We start from the raw sequence: 20,334 nt of genomic DNA, 5'->3' as shown, positions 1-20,334 counted from the left end.
ACCCTTGTGGCGAGGGGATTTATCCCCGTTGGTCTGCGAAGCAGCCCCAAGAACTGCAAATTCGGTATCCCTGAAGTACCGTATTGGCAGGATTTGCGACTGCTGCGCAGCCGAGCGGGTCTTAATCCCCTCGCCACAAAAGCGTGTTCACACGGGATCCGTGTGAGGCCTTGAAATGTGAAAACAAAAAGACCGCAATGACATGTCAGAACCCACTCTACTGAACAACGAAATCCGTGACTGGCTGATGGACTGCGGCCTGTTCGATCAATTGCAGCTGGCGGACTTTGCCGCGGCCTCCGGCTACTTCAGCATCAGCACCGTGGCGCAAGGCGAGGCGATTTTCCACGAAGGCGATGCCGGCAGCTTCATGTGCATCATTCACACCGGGCAGGTCGCGGTGCAGAAAACCGGCGCCGACGGCCAGGTCATCACCATGGCCACCCTGCGCAGCGGCCGCGCCTTCGGTGAAATGGCGGTGCTCGATGGTGAACGACGCTCGGCGACCTGCATCGCCGCGAGCCACTGTCAGTTGCTCAACCTCGGCAAGGACTCGCTGGAAAAAATGCTCAACGACGCGCCGAAGATCGCCGCGAAAATCATCCGCGCCCTCGCCGTGTCCCTGTCGAAACGCCTGCGCATGGCCGACGGCCAACTGGCGGCGCAACAGGTTTAACCGCCAGGGGATTTCGCCTTGGTGCCGCTCGGTTCGATGCCCGGCACCGGTTGATCCTTGCCCGGCGGACTGGGCATTTCGATCGGTACCAGCGGCGGGCTGCCACTGCCGGCACCCGACTTGGGAATGTTGATCGGGGTGATTTGCGGATACGGCGTCGGTGTTGCAGTCCCGGGCGAACCGGGTGACGGCGTCGGGCTGACCGGAATGGTCTGCTGCGCCTGCACTGCAGTAATCGAGAGCGCGGCCAGGGCAATGACCGTTAGAATGGTGCGCTTCATCAAGGGCTCCGTTTGGCCTCTAGTCTGCGCTCAGGCTACTCCCAACGGGCCTGCTTGCCTTCCCCCTTGTAGAGATTTCCATGAAACGTTTCGTTCTGCTCGACACCACGCCGATCCCTGACAACGGTGGCGCCCTGTGCCTGTTCGAGTATGGCGAGGATTTCGTCATCAAGATCCAGGGCGGCGACGGCGGGCAATTGATGAACACGCGCATGCACGGTTCCGAAGATGCGCTGGCCGAGATTCCTTGCCGCAAAGTCGCCGGACGGCCGCACTCGCGGGTGTTGATCGGCGGCCTGGGCATGGGCTTCACCCTTGCCTCGGCGCTCAAGCATCTGGGCAAAAGTGCCGAAGTGGTGGTCGCCGAACTGGTCCCTGGCGTCGTCGAATGGAACCGTGGGCCGCTGGGGGAAAAGTCCGGGCGGCCGCTGCTCGATCCGCGCACGGTGATCCGTCAGGACGACGTGGCCAAGGTGCTGCAAAGCGAGCCGAACGGCTTCGACGCGATCATGCTCGACGTCGATAACGGTCCTGAAGGCCTGACCCAGAAGGCCAACAGTTGGCTGTACTCCGCCGCCGGCCTTAACGCCTGCGCCAAGGCCCTGCGCCCCAAAGGCGTGCTCGCCGTATGGTCAGCCAGCGCCGACCGACAGTTTTCCGACAAATTGAAGAAGGCCGGTTTCAAGGCCGAAGAAGTCCAGGTGTTCGCCCACGGCAACAAGGGCACCCGCCACACGATCTGGATTGCCGAGAAGCTCAAGGGCTGAGCTAAACTCTGCACATATCCGTCATTAGTCTTTTTACAAAGGTGAACCCATGAGTTCGTCCACCCCGACCAACACGTCGAAGCTCGATCGCATCCTTGCCGACAACCAGCGCGACAAGGAGATGGGCTACCGCGACAAGGCCCTGAAGATGTACCCGCACGTCTGTGGCCGCTGCACCCGTGAGTTTTCCGGCAAGCGCCTGAGCGAACTGACCGTGCATCACCGCGACCACAACCACGACAACAACCCGCAGGACGGCTCGAACTGGGAATTGTTGTGCCTGTATTGCCACGACAACGAACACTCGCGCTACACCGATCAGCAGTATTTCAGCGAAGGCTCGCTGAGCACGCCGAAGATCGCCAAGGCCACGCACAACCCGTTTGCTGCATTGGCCGGCCTGATGAAAAAAGAAGACTGAAGATCTTCAGCGCCTGAACAGGCCCAATCGCTGGCAAGCCAGCTCCCACAATGATTTTGGTCGCTCACAAATTTTGTGAACACCCGAGATACCTGTGGGAGCTGGCTTGCCAGCGATAGGGCCAGAGCAGACACCGCAGATCTCGAATCTGCCCGCCCTCCCCCAATCCCCGTATAATCGCCCTCTTTTTCCCGAAGGCACCCCGCTCGTGGCAGACAAACGTTACAGCTGCATTGGTTTGTACAACCCCAAATCACCGGAGAACGTCGGTTCGGTGATGCGCGCCGCAGGCTGTTACGGCGTGGCATCGGTGTTCTACACCGGCAAGCGCTATGAACGCGCCGCCGACTTCGTCACCGACACCAAGCGCGTGCACTACGACATCCCGCTGATCGGCATCGACGACCTGAAAAAAATCCTGCCGCTCAACTGCGTACCCGTTGCCGTGGAACTGGTCGAAGGCGCCCGCCCGCTGCCCGAATACACCCACCCGGACCGCGCGCTGTACATCTTTGGTCCCGAAGACGGCTCGCTGGATAAAGAGATCCGCGACTGGTGCGAAGACGTCGTGTACATCCCGACCACTGGCTGCATGAACCTCGCCGCCACGGTCAACGTCGTGCTCTACGACCGCATGGCCAAGGGTCTGAATACCCGCTCCGGACCAAAATTCCGCTGAAACGTCGCACATCCGATGGAACGAGCTGAGCGCTGTGGCAGTCAGCTTGTTTATCCATTACTCATTGCCTGGAGAAAGATCATGGCCGAGCTCAAACGCGTCGAACGTATCGAATCCACCCCGTTCCAGAGCCGCTCCGAACAGAACGTCGAAGGCTGGGAACGCATCGGCTCGCTGGCCGGTGGCGTGATCATGGTCGGCAAGGGGCTGCGCCGTGGCGGCGTGTTCGGCCTGATTCAGGTGGCAATTGGCGGCGTGGCGATGGCCCGCGGCATCACTGGGCACAGTTCGATGAAAAGCCTGATCGAGAAGAGTCGTCAGGACATGGACAATGTACGGGCCAAGATCGAGCGCGCCGGGGAAGAATTGAACAAACTCAAGGCCAACGCCGAGGCGGCGACCAGCACCGCCACCGTGACCGGCAACGATTCGGTGAAGTCGCCGAAAGCCGGGGTTTGATCAAGGATTTGCGGTGAGGCTTCTGGCCTCTTCGCTGGCAAGCCAGCTCCCACAGTTTCTGCGTCGTTCACCATTTTGATGAACATCCCGAATTCTGTGTCGTTCACCATTTTGATGAACATCCCGAATTCTGTGGGAGCTGGCTTGCCAGCGATAGCGATGTCACTGCAGTAACGCGGTATCGAGGACCTTGGAGGACTCGCCCAGAACACTCTCGGCCAGCTGCACAAACGCCTTGGTATCCACCGTCCCCAGATGCATCGCCCCGCGCAGTACATCATCCAGCGAGCGCTTGTTACGCGTCTTCAGGCGAATCTCGCGATCCAGCTCCTGCAGCACCATCACCGCTTTTGAAAGCTGCGCCGGGCTGATCTGCGCGCCGCGCAAGGTCGTCACCTTCTGACTGTCCCTGGCCAACTTCGCCTGCAACGCCTGATAACGCTCATCGCTCATGCCACCCGCACGGCGCACCAGTTCGATCGAGTAATACTCGGCCAATCCTTCACTGATCCAGTCGCTGCGCTGGGCGTCGTTGATCCGCCCGAACACCTGCGCCAACTCACGCACCAGTGCACTGCTGCCGCTCTCGCTGACCAGCGGCAGCCGCGTATTCATATAGATGGATTCGTGCGCACCGAGACTGCCGCGCCACATCGGGTCGTTGGCGCCGACGATCAACAGTTTTTTCGGATGCCGGGGATAGACCGCTTGCACCTGCGGCCAGACGAACGTCAGCAAGGTCAGCACATCCATGCGGCGCATGCCCTGCCCTTGCGGTGAGGCCACGGTAACTTCGGTTTCGCCCAGGCGCGTGCGGCGGCTGCCGAGGTGACCGGCCAGCATCCAGCCCGTCGGGCGGTCGAACAGGCGCGAAGGGTTGTCGATGCGGAATTTGTACTTGCCGATGCGCGGCCAGGCGGTTTCGACGCTTTGCCAGCCGCCGGGCAGTTCGAATTGCAGCCGCGACAACAGCTCGACGCCATCCTGCTGATCGAGCTTGGCCGGCGGCACCAGATCCTCGCCGCGCAGCAGCGCCCAGCTCGGGGTCATGCGCGTGTCGAAGCTGCCGCCCTTGCGAGCGTGGCTGACGCTGACGCGGTAGGTCAGACTGGCCTTGTCGCCCGTCGGACGCCAGACGCCCCGGGCCTGTTTGCCCGGGGTCAGCTGCCACTGGCCGTCGGCCTTGAAGTCGCTGTAATGGCTGCCATCACCGAGGTCGAAGTCGAGGCTGCGCACCGCTTCACCTTTGGCCAGGGTCAGGCGCACTTCGGCCTGATCGCTTTGCGGCAACAGGCGCACGTGGTAGTCCAGATCGACTTTCTTCGCTGCCCACACTGGCGCGCTCAACGCCAGCAAGCCCACACTGAGCGCCCGCCGCAATCCCCCAGCCATACACACTCCTTGGTGAAAGGTGAATCTGCGGGCGCTTAACCGGCCCGGAAAATCAGGTGATCTTCCCAATCATCCTCCGGCACGCTGCCTTCGGCGAGCATGCGCCCGGACTGGGAAATCCGTTCGTGGTGCACCGCGTCGCGATCGCCGCACACCAGGTGGTGCCACAACGGCAGGTCCTTGCCTTCGCTGACCAGCCGATAACCACAGGTCGGCGGCAACCACTTGAACTCTTCGGCCTGGCCCGGGGTGAGCTGGATGCAGTCCGGGACAAACTTGATGCGGTTCGGGTAATCGCTGCACTGGCAGGTTTTCAGGTCCAGCAGTTTGCAGGCGATGCGCGTGTAGTAGACGCTGTTGTCTTCTTCATCCTCGAGCTTTTGCAGGCAGCACAGGCCACAGCCGTCGCACAGCGATTCCCATTCCTCGTGATCCAGTTGATCGAGGGTTTTGCGTTTCCAGAACGGTTCGACTTTGGCGGCCATGGCTCAAGCATCAACATCAGGTGGTGAAAAGGCCGCCAGTCTAGTGCCCCCGGCCTTGCGGGCCAAGCGCTGGCGACTGTCGGTAAATCCCGCTTGTCAGGCAAATCACCGCCCAGTAGGGTTCTGTCACGAATTCATGACTCAAACACAGCAAGGAATCTTTTGATGAGTGCCAACCCTCGCGTTGCCGATTACGCCATTCACCCGCAATTCACCGACCGCTGGTCGCCGCGCGCGTTTACCGGCGAAGCGATCCCGGAAGAAACCCTGCTGAGCTTCTTCGAAGCCGCACGCTGGGCACCATCGGCTTATAACTCGCAGCCGTGGCGTTTTCTCTACGCGCGTCGCGATACGCCGAACTGGGCGCGTTATCTGGGTCTGCTCAATGAATTCAACCGCAGCTGGGCGCAACACGCTTCGGCGCTGGTGATCGTGATTTCCAAAACCACGTTCACCGCACCCGGCGCCAGTGAAGAGACGCCGGCGCTGTGGAGCACGTTCGACACCGGTTCGGCCTGGGGCCATCTGGCACTGCAAGCGAGCATCAGCGGCTGGCACACCCACGGCATGGCCGGTTTCGATCAGGAACTCACGCGCAAGGAGCTGAATATCCCGGAAGGTTATGCGCTGCATGCAGCAGTCGCAGTTGGCAAGCTGGGTGACAAGGCGACGCTGGCCGAGTACCTGCAGGCCCGTGAAGAGCCAAGCCCGCGTCGTCCGCTGAGCGAGCTGGTGGCTGAAGGCGACTTCACCCTTTAAGCCATACTGCAAAAACCCCTGTGGGAGCTCGCCTGCTAGCGATTGCGGTGTGTCAAACAACATCAATGTTGACTGACACTCCCTGATCGCCAGCAGGCTAGCTCCCACAGGTTTTGTGCATCATTCAAGTGAGCAGTGGATTTAATATCCGCGGTTGAAATCCACTTCGCCGCGCAACGCCTCGCCGGCCTGATACGCCTTCAGGTTGTCGACAAACAGCTGCACCATCAACGAAGGCGAAGTCGGCGCCGAACTGTGGCCGGTCAGCAACAAACCCCAGGCCGTCCAGAACGGATGACGTTGCGGCAGCGGTTCCTGGCGGCAGACGTCGATCACCGCGCCGGCCAGATGGCCTTCTTTCAATGCTTCGACCAGATCCGCATCCACTACAGCCACACCGCGCCCGACGTTGATGAACAACCCGGTCGGCTTGAATTGCTTGAACAGTGCCGCGTCGTAAATATCGTGGGTGTGCTCGGTGTTGGGCAGCAGATTGACCACGTAATCCACCTCGCCCACCAGCCGTGGCAGATCCGCCAGCGCCCCGACTTCGACGAACGGCGCCTGTTCGCGGGCGCTGCTGGCGATGCCGTACAACTCGACGCCAAACGGCAGCAGGAACTGCGCCACGCTCTGGCCAATGTCGCCGGTGCCGACGATCAGCACCTTGCGCCCGACCAGGCTCTGACCGGTGCGGTTATCCCACTTGCGCTCGACCTGGCTGACCAGACGCGCCAGCACTTCACGTTCATGACCGAGCATGTAGGTCAGGACGTATTCGGCCATCACCTGACCGAAAATCCCCACCGCACGGGTCAAGCGGTAATCGCGGCGCAAACCGTCGGCCAGCAACGGCGTGATGCCGGCCCAGGTCGACTGCAGCCATTGCGGTTGATGCCCCTGGCGCAACAGGGTCGCGAGCAGATCCGGCTGCCCCAGCCACACCGGGCAATCGGCAGCCTGTCGGGCCAGTTCGGCGGAGTCGCCGCTGGTCAGTACTTCCAGTTCCGGAGCTGCCTGACGCAGCAGCCGGGCGTATATCGCGTGGTCGTGTTCAGCAATCAGAACGCGCATCTTCAAACCTTTCGCAAACCGTGCAGACGGCCACCGGAGTAAGGGTGGCCATCGCGGTAAAAACAGTTCCAGGGTTACCCGAGGCCCAGAACAGGGCCTGGCAGATCAGACCGGATCGTTGCGTCGCAGCAACTCTTCGGGCAAGTGTTCGATGTATTCGTCCTCGGCCGGCGGCATCTGCAGGTGATAGCCCTGCTTGTCGAGGTTTTCCAGCACTACGACGATGTCTTCGCTGGCCAGCTTGCGCTCGGGCGACAGCACCAGATCGAAGGCGTGCTTCGGTTTGCCGAAGGCCAGCATCAATGCTTCCGGCACGCGCTCGAGCGCATCGCTCTTGAGCACGTAAAGGTACATGCCGCTGCGCTTGGAGCTTTGGTAAATGGAGCAAATACGTTTCAAGGCTGTTCTCCGGCGGTGGCCAGGCTGTCGAGCAGCTTCTGGCCCATCAATTCGCGGCGCCAGCCACGCAGCGAATCAGGCAATTGGTAAGGCCCCTCGGGGTAGCCGCTTTTGACCAGCGCCTCGAGGGTTTTCTTGCGCAGCATCAGTTCCGGGGCAATGCCCAGACGCTCGGCCTCGGCCTGACCCAATGCGCGCAGTTGTTTGATCAATGCTGCGGCTTCGATCGGTAATGGCTCCGGTACGGCGGGCGGCCATTGATCAGGCCCCACACTGCCAGAGCGCTTGATCAGATCAAGCAGAAATTGGCCGTCCTGACGCACGGTACGCGGGTGCATGTCTTCGATCTTGCCCAACGCCGCGAGGTTGTCCGGTTGTGTGCGGGCCAGCGGCCACAGCGAATGCTCGCGGACGATGCGGTTACGCGGTAGATCACGGGCGCGGGCTTCCTTTTCCCGCCAGGCACACAGCTCACGCAGAACCGCCAGTTGCGCACGGGACAGTTTCCACGCCAGTTTGGCCTCGCGATAAACCTCGTAAGGGTCGGTTTCGCGGCGCAGGTTGGCGACCAGTTCCGCGCCGTCCTCCAACACCCAGGCGAATTTGTCGTCAGACAGTTTGGGCCGCAGTTGTACGAAAACCTCCGCCAGATGCACGGCATCTTCGGCGGCGTAGCTGATTTGCGTGTCGGACAACGGGCGCTGCAACCAGTCGGAACGGGTTTCGCCCTTGGGCAGTTCGATGCCGAGCACTTCCTGCACCAGCCGCGAATAGCCCATCGAGAAACCGAGGTTCAGGTAAGCGGCTGCCAACTGGGTGTCGAACAGCGGTGCCGGCAGGCTGCCGGTCAGGCGCAACAGGACTTCGAGGTCTTCGCTGCACGCGTGCAGCACCTTGAGCACTGCCGGGTTTTCCAGCAACGCAGCCAGCGGTTGCCAGGCGTTGATGCTTAGCGGATCAATCAGGTAGGCGCGCTTGCCGTCACCGACCTGCAACAGACCGGCAATCGGGTAGAAGGTGTCGACCCGCATGAATTCGGTGTCGAGGGCAACGAACGGCAGCTGCTGCCACTCGGCGCAAAACTGCGCGAGGCTTTCGTTGTCGCGAATCCAGTGAATATCGATAGCCACACGGCTCTCCCTTGAAGAATGGCGCGCAGTATATATCGCCACCGGCGATTTACGCGCCTGCGAAGGGCAAGAGCTGTAACGAAATGTCCTGCCAAGGAAAAAGAATAGTCTGACAGAGAGAACCGACAGATCTGTATCTGTAGAAGGTGCCGAAGGCTGACGGGGTGCACCGCGCCTCAGTCCTTGGCCAGCACGCCGTCAATCACCGCGCCACGACAGCCGGCGAACATGTCCAGGCCTGGTCGATAAACCGAACTCTTGATCTCCAGCAACCCCAGCATCGAGTGGAACAGATTGTCCTGGCTCAGAGGTTTGTCGCGGTTCATCTGCAGACAGTGCGTGTCGAGCGAATAAGCCTTTTGATAGTTGTCGGAGAACCAGGCCAGCATCGCCACATGTTTCTGTTGGTCCGGCGCCAGCATATAAGGCGTGCCGTGCAGGAACAGGTTGTACTCGCCCAGCGACTCGCCATGATCCGACAGGTACAACATGGCGGTGTCGACTTTGTCCTGATTGCTGCGCAGCACATCGATCAGGCTCGCCAGCACATGGTCGGTATAGACCAGCGTGTTGTCGTAACCGTTGACGATGCTTTCGCGGCTGCAATTGTTCAGCGCATTACTTTCGCACACCGGCGTGAAGTGTTCGTACGCCTTCGGATAACGCTTGAAGTATTCCGGACCGTGGCTACCCATCTGGTGCAGCACCAGCACGGTGTCCTTGTCCAGATGCTCGATAAAACCCTGCAGACCTTGCAGGAGAATTTCATCGCGGCATTCGCTGTTGGCGCACAGAGAAGGGTCTTTCATATTGCTGACGTCTTGCAGGGTGACCCGGTCGCAAGTGCCTTTACAGCCGGACTGGTTGTCGCGCCAGATCACGTCGATCCCGGCATGTTTGAGCACGTCGAGCAGGCCTTCTTCGTTCTTCGCCTTGCTGGCGTCGTAATCCTTGCGGCCCATGTTGGAAAACATGCATGGCACTGAAACGGCGGTTTCCGTGCCGCAGGAGTGCACATCGGTGAAGGCGATCAGCCCGGCTTCCTTGTCCAGTTTTGGTGTGGTGTCACGGTTGTAACCGAGGATGCCGAAGTTTTCTGCTCGTGCACTTTCGCCCACGACCAGGACGGTCAGGGATTTGCGCAGCGGATGTTGCCGTGCCGGATTACGTTGCGCGTCCTCACCGATTTTGACGAATGGCTGCTGCGCCGAGACGACTTGCTCGCGCAAGTAACCGGCCAACGCGCCAATGTAATTGCTGGGCACCAGCATCAAGCGGATTTCATGGTGATTGCGAAACAACGAAGACAGCCCTTGATAGTTGGCCAACGCCACACCCCCGATAACTGCAACTGACGCCATAACCACAATAACTTTATAGAGTAACTCTCGATGCCAGCGACGAAAGTTAACAGGGACTTTCCACAACAACCAGGACGGTAAAACACCCAACAAAACAATATAGGCAAACAACTTCAACGACAGCAGGTCACGCACTTCCGTCGCGTTGGTTTCGGCGAAGTTGCGGAACATGCCCGCATCCATCATTACGCCATACTGGCTCATGAAATAAGCCACGCCGGCGCTGATCAGAAAGATCAGTGTCAGGATCGGTTTGAGCAGCGGCCGGAAGGCAAAAAAGGTCAGTACGATGTTGAAAGCCGCCAGGATAATCACCCCGAAAGCCACGCGCATGACGATGCCTTCGCCATCGGCTGCAGTGATCTCGAACAGATGTTGCCACAGCACAAGATTGAAACCGGCCAGAAGAAAGGCACTGGCAATCAACGTCACCCATTCCGGGCGCACGGTTTTTAACTTCAACATAGAGACGGGCAGTTCCTGAAAAGAAGAACCCTGGTTAATTGTGAAAAATTCATTAACCAAGGCGCGACAAACTCTAGGCAGCCCCCCATCAATTTTTTGTGAAAAAGACGCCAACGATTAGTTGGCTAGCGCTAATTCGTCAGAACCTGTCAGGTATTTGAGAACGGTTCAGTTTTGACGCAGTAAACACTCCGTGCAGGCGCGGCCAAAGTTTATGATTTTTTGATCTGGACCTGTAAAAGCAAGATCAACAGATCGCAGCCTTCGGCAGCGCCTGCAGGGTGTGTGGGGTATTTGATTTTTAGGTGGGTTCGTGGATTTTCTGGTTTGCTCGACCGTTGCCGCCACGCGCCTAATCCTCAGTCCCCGTGTCAAAGGTCTGAAGATGGAAAACATCCGCGCCACCTCACGCCCCGCTGTCGGGCTGATGCTCGCCATCGCTCTGGTTGCCCTTAACCTGCGCCCGTCAATGGCGGCGGTCGGCCCGCTGTTGTCGGCGATCCGTGGCGACATTGCGCTCAGCTTCAGCCTCGCGTCATTGCTGACGATGCTGCCGGTGACAGCCATGGGCTTGGGGATGTTTTTCGGCCTGAGCATCGGTCGGCGCCTGGGTGAACGGCGCACGGTCATGCTGTCGCTGCTGATCATCGGCCTGGCAACGCTGTCGCGCTGGTTCATCGACTCGGCCGCAGAACTGATTGTCGGCGCAGTGCTCGCCGGTTTCGGCATTGCGTTGATCCAGGCATTGATGCCGGCACTGATCAAATCGCGGTTTGCGGACAACGTTGCCCTGTACATGGGCCTGTATGTCACCTCGATCATGGGCGGCGCAGCGATTGCCGCCTCGTTCGCCCCGCTGGTGATGCTGCAGACCGGAAGTTGGCGCGCGGGCCTGGCGATCTGGGCAGCACTGGCGCTGCTGGCGTCGATGCTCTGGTGGGCGCAACGCGCAAACCTGCCGCACGCCATGCCCGAAACGCACAAGCAAGAATCCTTTTTCCGTCATCCTCGCGCCTGGTTACTCGCCGTCTTCTTCGGTCTGGGCACGGCGTCCTACACCTGTGTGCTCGCCTGGTTCGCACCGTACTACGTGGAACAAGGCTGGAGCGAACAACACGCCGGGCTGCTGTTGGGTTTTCTGACAGCCATGGAGGTCATTGCCGGCCTGCTGGTGCCCGCTATCGCCAACCGCAGCCGGGATCGACGCTGGGTGCTGAAGGGCCTGCTGTTGCTGATCATTGCCGGATTTTGCGGCCTGACGCTCACCCCTCATCACCTGAGCCTGCTCTGGCCGTGCCTGTTGGGCCTGGGCATTGGCGGATTGTTTCCGATGAGCCTGATCGTCTCCCTCGACCACTTCGACCACCCGCAACGCGCCGCCAGCCTGACCGCTTTCGTGCAAGGCATCGGCTATCTGATTGCCGGTCTCTCGCCACTGCTGGCCGGGACAATCCGCGATCGACTGGGCAGCTTCGAATGGGCCTGGTGGTCACTGACCGCGGTCATGGTCATGATGTGGCTGATGGCTCGGCGCTTCGATCCGCGCCACTACGCATGCCAGTTCCCCTGAGCAAGCTAGAGGCTTCTGGCCATCTTTTCGCGGTTTGCCGGACGACGTCGTATTGCTAAAAGTTTCTGTCCCACTACTGACCGTGAATTGTCCCACGGGGGTTTCTCCTGGCACCATCGTTCCGTTAGGATCATTCGCACACGTTTGCGCGGATTCAGCGCAAGGAGCACAGCGAGACGGAACGGATGCTGAACAGTAACTTGCTTCGAAAGCTCGACATGCAGGACCTCATGGTGTTTATCGCCGTGTATGAGCAAAGCAGCGTCACCGATGTCTCGGAAACGCTGTTTGTCAGTCAGTCCACGGTCAGTTACTGCCTGAAAAAACTGCGCACCAGTTTCGAAGACGAACTGTTCATCAATACCCGCACCGGCATGCGCCCGACCTACAAGGCCAGCAGCATGTACAGCCATGTGCAGAAGATCCTCGAAAGCATCAACCTGTGCCATGCCGGTGCAGCGGCCTTCGATCCGACCCGGCAAGCGGTCACCTTCAACATCTGCGCTCCGGAGTACTTCGAACAACTGATCCTGCCGCGACTGTTGAAGCGCTTCGACTTCGATGATTTGCCGGTGATGGTCAACATGCACAAGTTCGAAACCGACGTACCGGCCGACGAGTTACGCGACGGCAGCCTCGACCTGGTGATCAGTTTCGGCCCCAACTTCCATCGCTCTCACGCCGACCTCAAGTCACGGATGCTGCTGGAAGATGATCTGGTCTGTGTCTTCGACAAGCGCGCCACGCCACTGGAACCACGCCTGAGCCTGCAAGCCTTTACCGAACGCCGGCATGTGTTCCCGACACCGTGGACGTCCACCACCAACATGGTCGACGGCTGGCTCGCTCGCCAGGCGCAGAAACGTCAGATTGTTGCGCGCTCAAATAGCTATAGCGCGGCGTTGAAGATGATCACCGGCACCGACTTCATTCTCACCCTGCCGCGCCGCATTCAACGCCTGCTGACCAACGATGCGGTGTTCAAACACTGTGAGGCGCCGAATGGTCTGCCGGGCTTCACCCTCGACATGCAGTGGAGCCAGAACGCCGATCAGGACAGCGCCAACGTCTGGCTGCGCGAGCAGGTAATCAAGGTGTGCAGCGAACTGGAAGTGGCCTGAGCCTTACACGCCGATGGCCGTTTTGCTGTAGGACTCGCGATCAATGTCGAGCAGCTCGACACACAGCTGCACCTCAACCCCGGCCGGCCATTCGCACAGGTCCTGCAACACCGCCAGGAGGCTCTGGGACAACTGTTTCTTGATCTCCGGCGAACGGCCACTGAGCATCGCCAGTTTCACATACACAAACGCACGCTCGCCCATGACCGTGCCGACCTTGAAGGTCTCGACCTTGACCGCCCGGCTCTTGATATCGAATTCCGCCGCGAACTGACCGGACCCCACCAATGTGTTGTTGAGCCGGATCAACGCAACGTCGGCATTGAGCTGCGGCAGATTGGCGGTGTATTCCATGTGCAGGTGTGGCATCGCAAGACTCCAGTGTGGCGACAGAAAGGTCGTACATATACCACAGCGGCGTCCTGCTCTCCTGCGCGACTTTTCGTCAATCTGTCGCCCCTACCCTCGCAGGAGCCGCCGGAGGCCGCGATCTGTTGATCTTGCTTTGAACATAAAAGGTAAGGATTGCAGCCTTCGGCAGCTCCTGCGGAAAAGCGCTCGCCCTCAGGACACGCTGAGCGGCCGCTCGCTCATGAAGGCCTCCAGCCGTGAGCGCAGCCAGCGTTCTGCCGGGTCGCTGTCGACGTGACTGAGCCAGACCATCGACAGGTCCAGCGTCGGCGTCTTGAACGGAAACGGCTCCTTGAACAGCAGCCCCGACGCGGCCATGGCCTCGGCGGTGTAATCCGGCAGGCTGGCGATCAGGTCGGTGCCGGCCAGCAATGCCGGCAAAGCGCTGTACTGCGGCACCGACAACACCACCTGCCGGGTACGCCCGAGCTCCGCCAGCCATTCGTCCGCGAATCCGCTGACGTTGGCGGTGTGAGACACCAGTACGTGCGGGCGGGCGCAATATTCATCGAGAGTCAGCGGCGTATCGGAGGCGTCGGCCCGCAGAATGCTCGGCTGAATGTGCCGCAACAATTTGCGCTTGGCGTTGGCCGGCAGGCCACGGGTCTGACTGATGCCGACGGTGATGTCGCCGGCAGCCAGCAAATCGGGAATTCGCCAGTAATCGACATGTTGCACGACAAACACCACATTCGGCGCCTCCTGACGCAGCGCGCGCAACAGCGGCGGCAATAGGCCGAACTCGACATCATCGGACAGGCCGATGCGAAAGGTCATGGTGCTGACGGCCGGATCGAAGTTGCGCGTCAGGCTCAGCGCCACCGACAGCGAATCCAGCGCAGGCTTCAGATGACGAAAGATATCCTCGGCACGGGCCGTCGGTTCCATGCGGTGCCCCACGCGGATGAACAGCGGATCGTTGAGCATCGTACGCAGCCGGTTGAGCGCCGAACTGATGGTCGGCTGGCCGAGAAACAGCTTCTCCGCCGCCCGCGTCACATTGCGCTCAAGCATCAGGGTCTCGAACACCACCATCAGGTTGATGTCGGCCTTGCGTAGTTCATTGCGATTCATCCCTTGCTCCCCGATCCCCAGATAACCGGCAGTGTAGAAAGGCCTTGGGGGCGGCGTCCATCGCCACGATGGATCCGCTCACTGTCTAACACTTCGAGGTTTCTGGGTCGCACCTTTCAGAAACATCCGCCAACCATTGGAAACAATTGCCCAATAGCCAAAAACCTCGCCTGCGCTAGGCTTGCGTCGATGCGCCACACAGGCTGGCGCACACGTCTATCGCATGGAGCGAACTGAATGTATTTCGAGATTTACAGGCAATCCAGAGGCACCCCGAGCACCGGCAAAGGGCAATGGCGCTGGAGGCTGAGGGCGGGAAACCACGAGACCATCGCCAGTGGCGAGTCGTATGTGAACAAGGCGGATTGCTTGCATGTGATCGAATTGATCAAAGCTGCGCGAGGGGAAACACCGATAAAGGAGATTTAAGCGCGCAACGGTACGCCTGACTTGATCAAACGCGAACAGGCGCCCTCGCGGTCATGACTGTCTGATGCAGGTGTAAGTTAACGCCTGCAAAACAACAAAGCCCCGCTGGTTTGATTCAGCGGGGCTTTGTTCCGGCTCTGCAGAGATTGGAACAGGCAAGACCTGGTCACGCGTTGCCAGATTGATCGCAGGAAACGAAAAAGCCCCGCAGCTTCTCAGCTACGGGGCTTTTTCTATGTAATGGCGGAGAGATAGGGATTCGAACCCTAGGTACCGGTGAAGGTACAACGGATTTCGAATCCGTCCCATTCGGCCACTCTGGCATCTCTCCAACGGCGCGCATCATAACAACACTTTCGCTGGTTGCGAACCCCCCAAACGAAATTTTTTCCGTGCTATCAGATGCTTGCGTCGATTAAAGCGGTACACCCAGACGATTGGCGACTTCTTCGTAGGCTTCGATGACGTCACCGAGGCCCTGACGGAAGCGGTCCTTGTCCATCTTCTTCTTGGTGTCCTTGTCCCACAGACGGCAGCCGTCCGGGCTGAACTCGTCGCCCAGGACGATCGAGCCGTCGCTGAACACGCCGAACTCAAGCTTGAAGTCGACCAGCAGCAGGCCGGCGTCATCGAACAGTTTGCTCAAGACTTCGTTGACCTTGAGCGACAGTTCTTTCATGCGCGCCAGTTGTTCGGTGGTGCCCCAGCCGAATGCCACGACGTGGGATTCGTTGATGAACGGGTCGCCCTTGGCGTCGTCCTTCAGGAACAGTTCGAAGGTGTAAGGGTTGAGCTTCATGCCCTCTTCAACGCCCAGGCGCTTGACCAGGCTGCCAGCGGCATAGTTACGCACAACGCACTCGACCGGAATCATGTCGAGCTTCTTCACCAGGCACTCGTTGTCGCCCAGCAGTTTGTCGAATTGGGTCGGAATACCGGCCGCTTCGAGTTTCTGCATGATGAAGGCGTTGAACTTGTTGTTCACCATGCCTTTGCGGTCGAGCTGCTCGATACGCTTGCCGTCGAACGCCGAGGTGTCGTTGCGAAACAGCAGGATCAAGCGGTCAGCGTCGTCGGTTTTGTAAACCGATTTGGCTTTGCCGCGGTAGAGTTCTTCACGTTTTTCCATGATGGGCTCCGCTTGCTAAGTAGGTGGGCTAGGCGATGTGGCGCCAGTCGAGCCCTGAATCTTGATCGGCCAGTTGCAGCCAGTCCGGATCGCACCCGAGGGTGTCGACAAAACATTGCCGGGCCAGTTGCGGCAGGTTGTTCTTGCTGCTCAGATGGGCCAGGACCAGGTGTTGCAGGCCCTGCCAGCCCAACTCGGCCACCAGGAATGCCGCCTGATGGTTGTTCAAATGTCCCAGCTCGCCGCCCACCCGTTGCTTGAGAAAGTACGGATAGTGACCACGGGCCAGCATGTCGCGGCAATGGTTGGACTCGATCATCAACGCATCGAGATCCCGATAACCGTCCAGCACCCGCTCGCAGTAGGAACCCAGGTCGGTCAGCAGGCCGAAGCGCCGCTGCTGTTGATCACTGAAGACGTACTGGGTCGGTTCCTGCGCATCATGGGCCACGGCAATGACCCCGATGTTCAGAGCACCGATCTGCAGTTGCTCGCCGCCGGCCAGATAGCCTGCGGGTTCAATCGGTTTGCGCATCCCGCGCAGTGTGCCGCGACTGAGGTAGACCGGCAGATTGTAGCGCCGAGACAGTAAACCCACGCCATGCACGTGGTCGGCATGTTCGTGGGTCACAAGTATCGCGTTCAGTTGCGCCGGGTGCACACCCAGGCGCAACAGGCGTTTTTCGGTTTCCCGCAGGGAAAAACCACAATCCACCAGCACATACGTATCAGCACTGGCGATCAGCGTGCCGTTCCCTTGGCTACCGCTGCCGAGAACGGCAAAACGCATGTGATCAGCCCAGATTGTCCTGAATCACGCTCAACACTTTGCGCGCCACGTCAGCCGGTGCGACGGTGTTGATGTTTTTCTCGACGGTCACCTGAATGCTCTCGCCAACCTTGCTCAGGCGAACCTGATAGCGCTCGGCGCGGGCTTCCACTTCTTCCTTGCTCGGCGCACTGCCGAACAGGCTGCTGAAGAAACCAGGCTTTTCGTCTTTCTTCTCGGCTTTTTCGGCCAGGTTGATGTAGTACAGGCCCAGGCTGCGGTTGATGTCTTCAACGCGCCATTCACCCTGTTCCAGTGCACGGCCGACGCTCGACCAGGCACGGTCCAGATCGGTACCGACGTTCAACACCGGGTTACCGCTGCCGTCTTCGCTGAGGCTGACACGGCTCGGCGTATCGAAGTCACGGGAAGCAAGCATCGACACGGAACCGCCCTTCTCGGAGATACGGCTCATGCTCGCCAGCATGTCGTCGACCAGCGCTGCGTCAAGGCCTGTGTTGACCGAACGGTTGGTGAAGGCCACGTCGGCGGTGCTGCCGGCAGGACGCTCGGCGCTGACCACGTAGATTTCACTGGTGTTGCGCTGCACGCCTGGCTCGATACGCACACGAACGCGGGTTTCGCTGTCGCTGGCGATACCGGCCGCGCTCAGGCGCTTGGCCATGGAGGCGGACAGTTCATCGGAATGCTGCCAGGTGGTGGTGAATTCACCGGTTTGCGGACGCTGTTCATCCAGACGGAAACCGTTGTCCTGGAAGAACTGCACAGCCACTGGCCAGACTTCGGCCGGCGGATGCTGTGCCACGACCCAACGTGAGTCACCGCTCTTCTGCAGCGAGTAATCGCTGGCATCGGCAACGGCCGACAACGGTTGAGGACGTGGAACGATGTACTCACCCTTGGCAGTGTCGTCAGCGACGTTGCGCGGGATCGGCAACAGCGGATCCAGACGTTTGGAGGTGCTGACATCCGGTGGCAGTTGCATCGGTGCAGTCTGTTGCGCTTGCAGGTAATCGCTTCCACGGTCGCGGAAATAACCTTCCGGCCCCCAGACCCATCCACAGCCGCTGGTGCTGGAGATAATCAAGGCAAGTGCGGAAAGTCCGGCCATTCGCTTCATGCGTTGTACTTCCTCAATTAAACCAGGACGCTGCACTGGCGCAGGGCCGAGCGAAGCGTTTCATGACAAGGTGCGCTCAGCCAGGTCAGCGGCAGGCGGATGCCTTCGTGCATCAGGCCCATTTCAACCAGAGCCCACTTGACCGGAATCGGGTTGGCTTCGATGAACAGGTCTTTGTGCAGCGGCATCAGTTTTTCGTTGATGGCCCGTGCGGTGTCGGCGTCGCCCTTGAGCGCTGCCTCACACAGGTCGGCCATTTCGCGCGGAGCGACGTTGGCAGTTACCGAGATGTTGCCTTTGCCGCCCAGCAGGATCAGTTCGACGGCGGTCGGATCATCGCCGGACAGCACGATGAAGTCCTTGCTCACGCCGTCGATTATGGCCTTGGCGCGCTTGAGGTCGCCGGTGGCTTCCTTGATGCCGACGATGTTCGGCACGCTGGACAGGCGAATCACGGTCTCGGCCTGCATATCGCAGGAGGTGCGGCCGGGAACGTTGTAGAGAATCTGCGGAATGTCGACCGCTTCAGCGATGTGCTTGAAGTGCTGGTACAGACCTTCCTGAGTCGGCTTGTTGTAGTAAGGAACAACCAGCAGGCAGGCATCGGCGCCGGCCTCCTTGGCGTTGCGGGTCAGTTCGACGGCTTCGCGGGTGGAGTTGGCGCCAGTACCGGCGATGACCGGAATGCGCCCGGCAACCTGTTTGACCACGGCTTTGATCACGGCGATGTGTTCTTCTACATCAAGGGTTGCCGACTCGCCGGTAGTACCGACCGCGACAATGGCATGGGTGCCGTTCTTGAGATGGAAGTCCACGAGTTTGCTGAGGCTGTCCCAGTCCAGACGCCCTTGTGCATCCATGGGAGTGACCAGTGCCACCATACTGCCCGCAATCATGAAACCGCTCCTGCCGGAAAAAGAGAGCGGTAATGGTACTGGCGCCAAGATGCTTGCACAAGCGAAGTACTGCGCTGCCGCCATTCCCCTTGGCGTCGCTTTTCGCTACCCTTCAGACTTTGATCGGTACTGATCAGCTTGTACGCCGGGTTCCAGCCTCCCTTTTCGGCCTCCCAGGCCCCGTTCCTGCGTCGCATCGACGCGCTCCCGCTATAGTGGAGCGAGCCGCGAGCGCTGGCCGGGCCTTTTGAACGGACAGCCTGAACAGGCACGCAGGCTCGCTCCGACGACCAACGCCCGTCAACCTACCGACCGCTCATCGCTTTAGGAATGCTGCATGTCCACCCCCACAGTTCGCGAACAATTCCTTGTCATCAGTGCCCTTGGCGCCAACCCCATGGAGCTGACTAACGTCCTGTGTCGCGCCAGCCATGAAAATCGCTGCGCCGTCGTCACCTCCCGCCTGACCCGCCACGGCGAGTGCAGTGCGCTGGTGCTGGAGATTACCGGTAGCTGGGACGCGCTGGCCCGCCTCGAAGGCAGCCTGCCGGTGCTGGCCAAACGGCACGCTTTCACCGTCAACGTGGTGCGCAGTGCGGCGCTGGAAAACCGCCCGCAAGCGTTGCCGTACGTGGCTTATGTCAGCTCGGCGTATCGCCCTGACATCATCAATGAGCTGTGCCAGTTCTTCATGGATCACAACGTCGAGCTGGAAAACCTGACCTGCGACACGTATCAGGCACCCCAGACCGGCGGCACCATGCTCAACGCCACGTTCACCGTGACGCTGCCGGCCGGCACACAGATCAGCTGGCTGCGCGATCAGTTCCTCGACTTCGCCGACGCGATGAACCTGGATGCGCTGATCGAACCCTGGCGCCCACAAAACCCAATGTAAGGAAGCTTTCATGGCCGTTGTCATCGACCAACCGGTTACGGATTTCGAAGCCCCTGCCACCAGCGGGCAGACCGTCAGCCTGTCTGCCCTGAAAGGCAAACAAGTGGTGATCTACTTCTACCCGAAAGACAGCACTCCGGGCTGCACCACTGAAGGCCAGGGTTTTCGTGATCAGTACGCGGCATTCCAGGCAGCCAACACGGAAATTTTCGGTATCTCCCGCGACAGCCTGAAGTCCCACGAAAACTTCAAGTGCAAGCAGGCGTTTCCGTTCGAGCTGATCAGCGACAAGGACGAAGCCGTTTGCCAGCTGTTCGACGTGATCAAGTTGAAGAAGCTGTACGGCAAGGAATACCTGGGCGTTGATCGCAGCACGTTCCTGATCGACAAGAACGGTGTACTGCGCCAGGAATGGCGCGGCGTGAAAGTGCCGGGGCATGTGGATGCGGTGCTGGCGGCGGCTCAGGATTTGAATAAAGCCTGATGTTTTGGCGTCGCTCTCACTGACGCCATCGCTGGCAAGCCGGCCCCCACAGGTTTTGTATGCG

Annotated in this window: 24 protein-coding genes and 1 tRNA gene; 11 read left to right on the top strand and 14 right to left on the bottom strand. The window is 59.8% G+C overall.

The window, feature by feature from the left end:
• Positions 1-202 precede the first annotated feature (202 nt).
• Complete coding sequence (locus HV782_RS07960) at positions 203-676, top strand: cyclic nucleotide-binding domain-containing protein (protein WP_123465510.1); 474 nt, start codon at positions 203-205, stop codon at positions 674-676.
• Here the strand turns inward: HV782_RS07960 and HV782_RS07955 are convergent.
• Positions 673-957 (bottom strand): hypothetical protein, encoded by a 285-nt coding sequence (locus tag HV782_RS07955; RefSeq protein ID WP_123465508.1) that lies wholly within the window; start codon positions 955-957, stop codon positions 673-675. The two genes, HV782_RS07960 and HV782_RS07955, sit on opposite strands and share 4 nt — an antisense overlap.
• Positions 958-1,037: 80 nt before the next feature.
• On the opposite strand from HV782_RS07955, the gene HV782_RS07950 reads away from it, so the two are divergent.
• From HV782_RS07950 to HV782_RS07935, 4 genes are all read left to right on the top strand, one after another.
• Entirely contained in the window at positions 1,038-1,724 is a 687-nt protein-coding gene (locus HV782_RS07950) for a spermidine synthase (protein WP_123465506.1), read from the top strand.
• A gap of 49 nt (positions 1,725-1,773) precedes the next feature.
• A complete protein-coding gene (locus HV782_RS07945; protein WP_007911336.1) occupies positions 1,774-2,145 on the top strand; it encodes a YajD family HNH nuclease in 372 nt (123 codons plus the stop codon).
• Between the two features lie 208 nt (positions 2,146-2,353).
• Positions 2,354-2,824: an RNA methyltransferase gene (locus HV782_RS07940; RefSeq protein ID WP_007911337.1), complete on the top strand. Its 471-nt coding sequence runs from the start codon at positions 2,354-2,356 to the stop codon at positions 2,822-2,824.
• An 81-nt stretch (positions 2,825-2,905) separates the two neighbouring features.
• Positions 2,906-3,283, top strand: a complete 378-nt coding sequence (locus HV782_RS07935) for a YgaP family membrane protein (protein ID WP_186744606.1) — start codon at positions 2,906-2,908, stop codon at positions 3,281-3,283.
• Between the two features lie 162 nt (positions 3,284-3,445).
• Here HV782_RS07935 and HV782_RS07930 read toward each other — a convergent pair whose 3' ends face one another.
• Positions 3,446-4,675 (bottom strand): hypothetical protein, encoded by a 1,230-nt coding sequence (locus HV782_RS07930; protein ID WP_186744604.1) that lies wholly within the window; start codon positions 4,673-4,675, stop codon positions 3,446-3,448.
• A 35-nt stretch (positions 4,676-4,710) separates the two neighbouring features.
• Entirely contained in the window at positions 4,711-5,160 is a 450-nt protein-coding gene (locus HV782_RS07925) for a YcgN family cysteine cluster protein (protein WP_003222605.1), read from the bottom strand.
• A gap of 165 nt (positions 5,161-5,325) precedes the next feature.
• Between HV782_RS07925 and HV782_RS07920 the strand changes: the two genes are divergently transcribed.
• The gene (locus tag HV782_RS07920) at positions 5,326-5,919 is read left to right on the top strand and encodes a nitroreductase family protein (RefSeq protein WP_123465500.1); all 594 of its coding nucleotides are present in this window, start codon (positions 5,326-5,328) and stop codon (positions 5,917-5,919) included.
• A gap of 141 nt (positions 5,920-6,060) precedes the next feature.
• Here HV782_RS07920 and HV782_RS07915 read toward each other — a convergent pair whose 3' ends face one another.
• The 4 genes from HV782_RS07915 to HV782_RS07900 form a co-directional block, all read right to left on the bottom strand.
• Complete coding sequence (locus HV782_RS07915; protein ID WP_123465498.1) at positions 6,061-6,993, bottom strand: D-2-hydroxyacid dehydrogenase; 933 nt, start codon at positions 6,991-6,993, stop codon at positions 6,061-6,063.
• 105 nt (positions 6,994-7,098) lie between these two features.
• The gene (locus tag HV782_RS07910; RefSeq protein ID WP_122608866.1) at positions 7,099-7,392 is read right to left on the bottom strand and encodes a YcgL domain-containing protein; all 294 of its coding nucleotides are present in this window, start codon (positions 7,390-7,392) and stop codon (positions 7,099-7,101) included.
• Positions 7,389-8,522 (bottom strand): ribonuclease D, encoded by a 1,134-nt coding sequence (gene rnd, locus HV782_RS07905; protein ID WP_123465496.1) that lies wholly within the window; start codon positions 8,520-8,522, stop codon positions 7,389-7,391. The genes HV782_RS07910 and rnd overlap by 4 nt, the downstream gene beginning before the upstream one ends.
• Positions 8,523-8,698: 176 nt before the next feature.
• Entirely contained in the window at positions 8,699-10,348 is a 1,650-nt protein-coding gene (locus HV782_RS07900) for a phosphoethanolamine transferase (RefSeq protein WP_186744602.1), read from the bottom strand.
• 385 nt (positions 10,349-10,733) lie between these two features.
• Between HV782_RS07900 and HV782_RS07895 the strand changes: the two genes are divergently transcribed.
• Positions 10,734-11,918 carry a cyanate transporter gene (locus HV782_RS07895; RefSeq protein WP_128614646.1) on the top strand — a complete coding sequence of 395 codons (1,185 nt, stop codon included), beginning with the start codon at positions 10,734-10,736 and terminating at the stop codon, positions 11,916-11,918.
• Between the two features lie 185 nt (positions 11,919-12,103).
• Positions 12,104-13,039, top strand: coding sequence for a LysR family transcriptional regulator (locus HV782_RS07890; RefSeq protein ID WP_123465494.1), 936 nt, complete (start codon positions 12,104-12,106; stop codon positions 13,037-13,039).
• A 3-nt stretch (positions 13,040-13,042) separates the two neighbouring features.
• Here the strand turns inward: HV782_RS07890 and HV782_RS07885 are convergent, their stop codons facing one another.
• Positions 13,043-13,408: a 5-carboxymethyl-2-hydroxymuconate Delta-isomerase gene (locus HV782_RS07885; protein WP_123465492.1), complete on the bottom strand. Its 366-nt coding sequence runs from the start codon at positions 13,406-13,408 to the stop codon at positions 13,043-13,045.
• 195 nt (positions 13,409-13,603) lie between these two features.
• Positions 13,604-14,524 carry a LysR family transcriptional regulator gene (locus tag HV782_RS07880; protein WP_123465491.1) on the bottom strand — a complete coding sequence of 307 codons (921 nt, stop codon included), beginning with the start codon at positions 14,522-14,524 and terminating at the stop codon, positions 13,604-13,606.
• A 237-nt stretch (positions 14,525-14,761) separates the two neighbouring features.
• On the opposite strand from HV782_RS07880, the gene HV782_RS07875 reads away from it, so the two are divergent.
• Positions 14,762-14,953 (top strand): YegP family protein, encoded by a 192-nt coding sequence (locus HV782_RS07875; protein ID WP_123465490.1) that lies wholly within the window; start codon positions 14,762-14,764, stop codon positions 14,951-14,953.
• 241 nt (positions 14,954-15,194) lie between these two features.
• On the opposite strand, the gene HV782_RS07870 is transcribed toward HV782_RS07875, so the two are convergent.
• The 5 genes from HV782_RS07870 to dapA all read right to left on the bottom strand — a co-directional run bounded on the left by HV782_RS07870 (position 15,195) and on the right by dapA (position 18,888).
• Positions 15,195-15,284, bottom strand: a tRNA-Ser gene (locus HV782_RS07870).
• Between the two features lie 84 nt (positions 15,285-15,368).
• Positions 15,369-16,082, bottom strand: a complete 714-nt coding sequence (purC, locus tag HV782_RS07865; RefSeq protein WP_123465488.1) for a phosphoribosylaminoimidazolesuccinocarboxamide synthase — start codon at positions 16,080-16,082, stop codon at positions 15,369-15,371.
• A 28-nt stretch (positions 16,083-16,110) separates the two neighbouring features.
• Positions 16,111-16,872, bottom strand: a complete 762-nt coding sequence (locus HV782_RS07860; protein WP_186744599.1) for an MBL fold metallo-hydrolase — start codon at positions 16,870-16,872, stop codon at positions 16,111-16,113.
• A gap of 4 nt (positions 16,873-16,876) precedes the next feature.
• Positions 16,877-17,992, bottom strand: coding sequence for an NlpB/DapX family lipoprotein (gene bamC / locus HV782_RS07855; protein ID WP_128614644.1), 1,116 nt, complete (start codon positions 17,990-17,992; stop codon positions 16,877-16,879).
• Between the two features lie 17 nt (positions 17,993-18,009).
• The gene (dapA, locus tag HV782_RS07850) at positions 18,010-18,888 is read right to left on the bottom strand and encodes a 4-hydroxy-tetrahydrodipicolinate synthase (RefSeq protein WP_123465482.1); all 879 of its coding nucleotides are present in this window, start codon (positions 18,886-18,888) and stop codon (positions 18,010-18,012) included.
• A 337-nt stretch (positions 18,889-19,225) separates the two neighbouring features.
• On the opposite strand from dapA, the gene HV782_RS07845 reads away from it, so the two are divergent.
• Together HV782_RS07845 and HV782_RS07840 are read left to right on the top strand one after the other, a co-directional pair.
• Positions 19,226-19,786, top strand: coding sequence for a glycine cleavage system transcriptional repressor (locus HV782_RS07845; RefSeq protein ID WP_186744597.1), 561 nt, complete (start codon positions 19,226-19,228; stop codon positions 19,784-19,786).
• Between the two features lie 10 nt (positions 19,787-19,796).
• Positions 19,797-20,270 (top strand): peroxiredoxin, encoded by a 474-nt coding sequence (locus HV782_RS07840; RefSeq protein WP_123465475.1) that lies wholly within the window; start codon positions 19,797-19,799, stop codon positions 20,268-20,270.
• Positions 20,271-20,334 lie beyond the last annotated feature (64 nt).

This window comes from Pseudomonas monsensis (genome assembly GCF_014268495.2).
Classification (GTDB): domain Bacteria; phylum Pseudomonadota; class Gammaproteobacteria; order Pseudomonadales; family Pseudomonadaceae; genus Aquipseudomonas; species Aquipseudomonas monsensis.
The sequence above is the reverse complement of the archived record's forward strand: the minus strand, read 5'-3'. Positions and strand labels throughout refer to the sequence as shown.

What these genes read in the sequence shown, in the direction of transcription:
- HV782_RS07960 (WP_123465510.1), top strand. Translation starts at nt 203, where the DNA reads ATGTCAGAACCCACTCTACTGAACAACGAAATCCGTGACTGGCTGATG.
- HV782_RS07955 (WP_123465508.1), bottom strand. Translation starts at nt 957, where the DNA reads ATGAAGCGCACCATTCTAACGGTCATTGCCCTGGCCGCGCTCTCGATT.
- HV782_RS07950 (WP_123465506.1), top strand. Translation starts at nt 1,038, where the DNA reads ATGAAACGTTTCGTTCTGCTCGACACCACGCCGATCCCTGACAACGGT.
- HV782_RS07945 (WP_007911336.1), top strand. Translation starts at nt 1,774, where the DNA reads ATGAGTTCGTCCACCCCGACCAACACGTCGAAGCTCGATCGCATCCTT.
- HV782_RS07935 (WP_186744606.1), top strand. Translation starts at nt 2,906, where the DNA reads ATGGCCGAGCTCAAACGCGTCGAACGTATCGAATCCACCCCGTTCCAG.
- HV782_RS07930 (WP_186744604.1), bottom strand. Translation starts at nt 4,675, where the DNA reads ATGGCTGGGGGATTGCGGCGGGCGCTCAGTGTGGGCTTGCTGGCGTTG.
- HV782_RS07925 (WP_003222605.1), bottom strand. Translation starts at nt 5,160, where the DNA reads ATGGCCGCCAAAGTCGAACCGTTCTGGAAACGCAAAACCCTCGATCAA.
- HV782_RS07920 (WP_123465500.1), top strand. Translation starts at nt 5,326, where the DNA reads ATGAGTGCCAACCCTCGCGTTGCCGATTACGCCATTCACCCGCAATTC.
- HV782_RS07915 (WP_123465498.1), bottom strand. Translation starts at nt 6,993, where the DNA reads ATGCGCGTTCTGATTGCTGAACACGACCACGCGATATACGCCCGGCTG.
- HV782_RS07900 (WP_186744602.1), bottom strand. Translation starts at nt 10,348, where the DNA reads ATGTTGAAGTTAAAAACCGTGCGCCCGGAATGGGTGACGTTGATTGCC.
- HV782_RS07895 (WP_128614646.1), top strand. Translation starts at nt 10,734, where the DNA reads ATGGAAAACATCCGCGCCACCTCACGCCCCGCTGTCGGGCTGATGCTC.
- HV782_RS07890 (WP_123465494.1), top strand. Translation starts at nt 12,104, where the DNA reads ATGCTGAACAGTAACTTGCTTCGAAAGCTCGACATGCAGGACCTCATG.
- HV782_RS07885 (WP_123465492.1), bottom strand. Translation starts at nt 13,408, where the DNA reads ATGCCACACCTGCACATGGAATACACCGCCAATCTGCCGCAGCTCAAT.
- HV782_RS07880 (WP_123465491.1), bottom strand. Translation starts at nt 14,524, where the DNA reads ATGAATCGCAATGAACTACGCAAGGCCGACATCAACCTGATGGTGGTG.
- HV782_RS07875 (WP_123465490.1), top strand. Translation starts at nt 14,762, where the DNA reads ATGTATTTCGAGATTTACAGGCAATCCAGAGGCACCCCGAGCACCGGC.
- purC (WP_123465488.1), bottom strand. Translation starts at nt 16,082, where the DNA reads ATGGAAAAACGTGAAGAACTCTACCGCGGCAAAGCCAAATCGGTTTAC.
- HV782_RS07860 (WP_186744599.1), bottom strand. Translation starts at nt 16,872, where the DNA reads ATGCGTTTTGCCGTTCTCGGCAGCGGTAGCCAAGGGAACGGCACGCTG.
- bamC (WP_128614644.1), bottom strand. Translation starts at nt 17,992, where the DNA reads ATGAAGCGAATGGCCGGACTTTCCGCACTTGCCTTGATTATCTCCAGC.
- dapA (WP_123465482.1), bottom strand. Translation starts at nt 18,888, where the DNA reads ATGATTGCGGGCAGTATGGTGGCACTGGTCACTCCCATGGATGCACAA.
- HV782_RS07845 (WP_186744597.1), top strand. Translation starts at nt 19,226, where the DNA reads ATGTCCACCCCCACAGTTCGCGAACAATTCCTTGTCATCAGTGCCCTT.
- HV782_RS07840 (WP_123465475.1), top strand. Translation starts at nt 19,797, where the DNA reads ATGGCCGTTGTCATCGACCAACCGGTTACGGATTTCGAAGCCCCTGCC.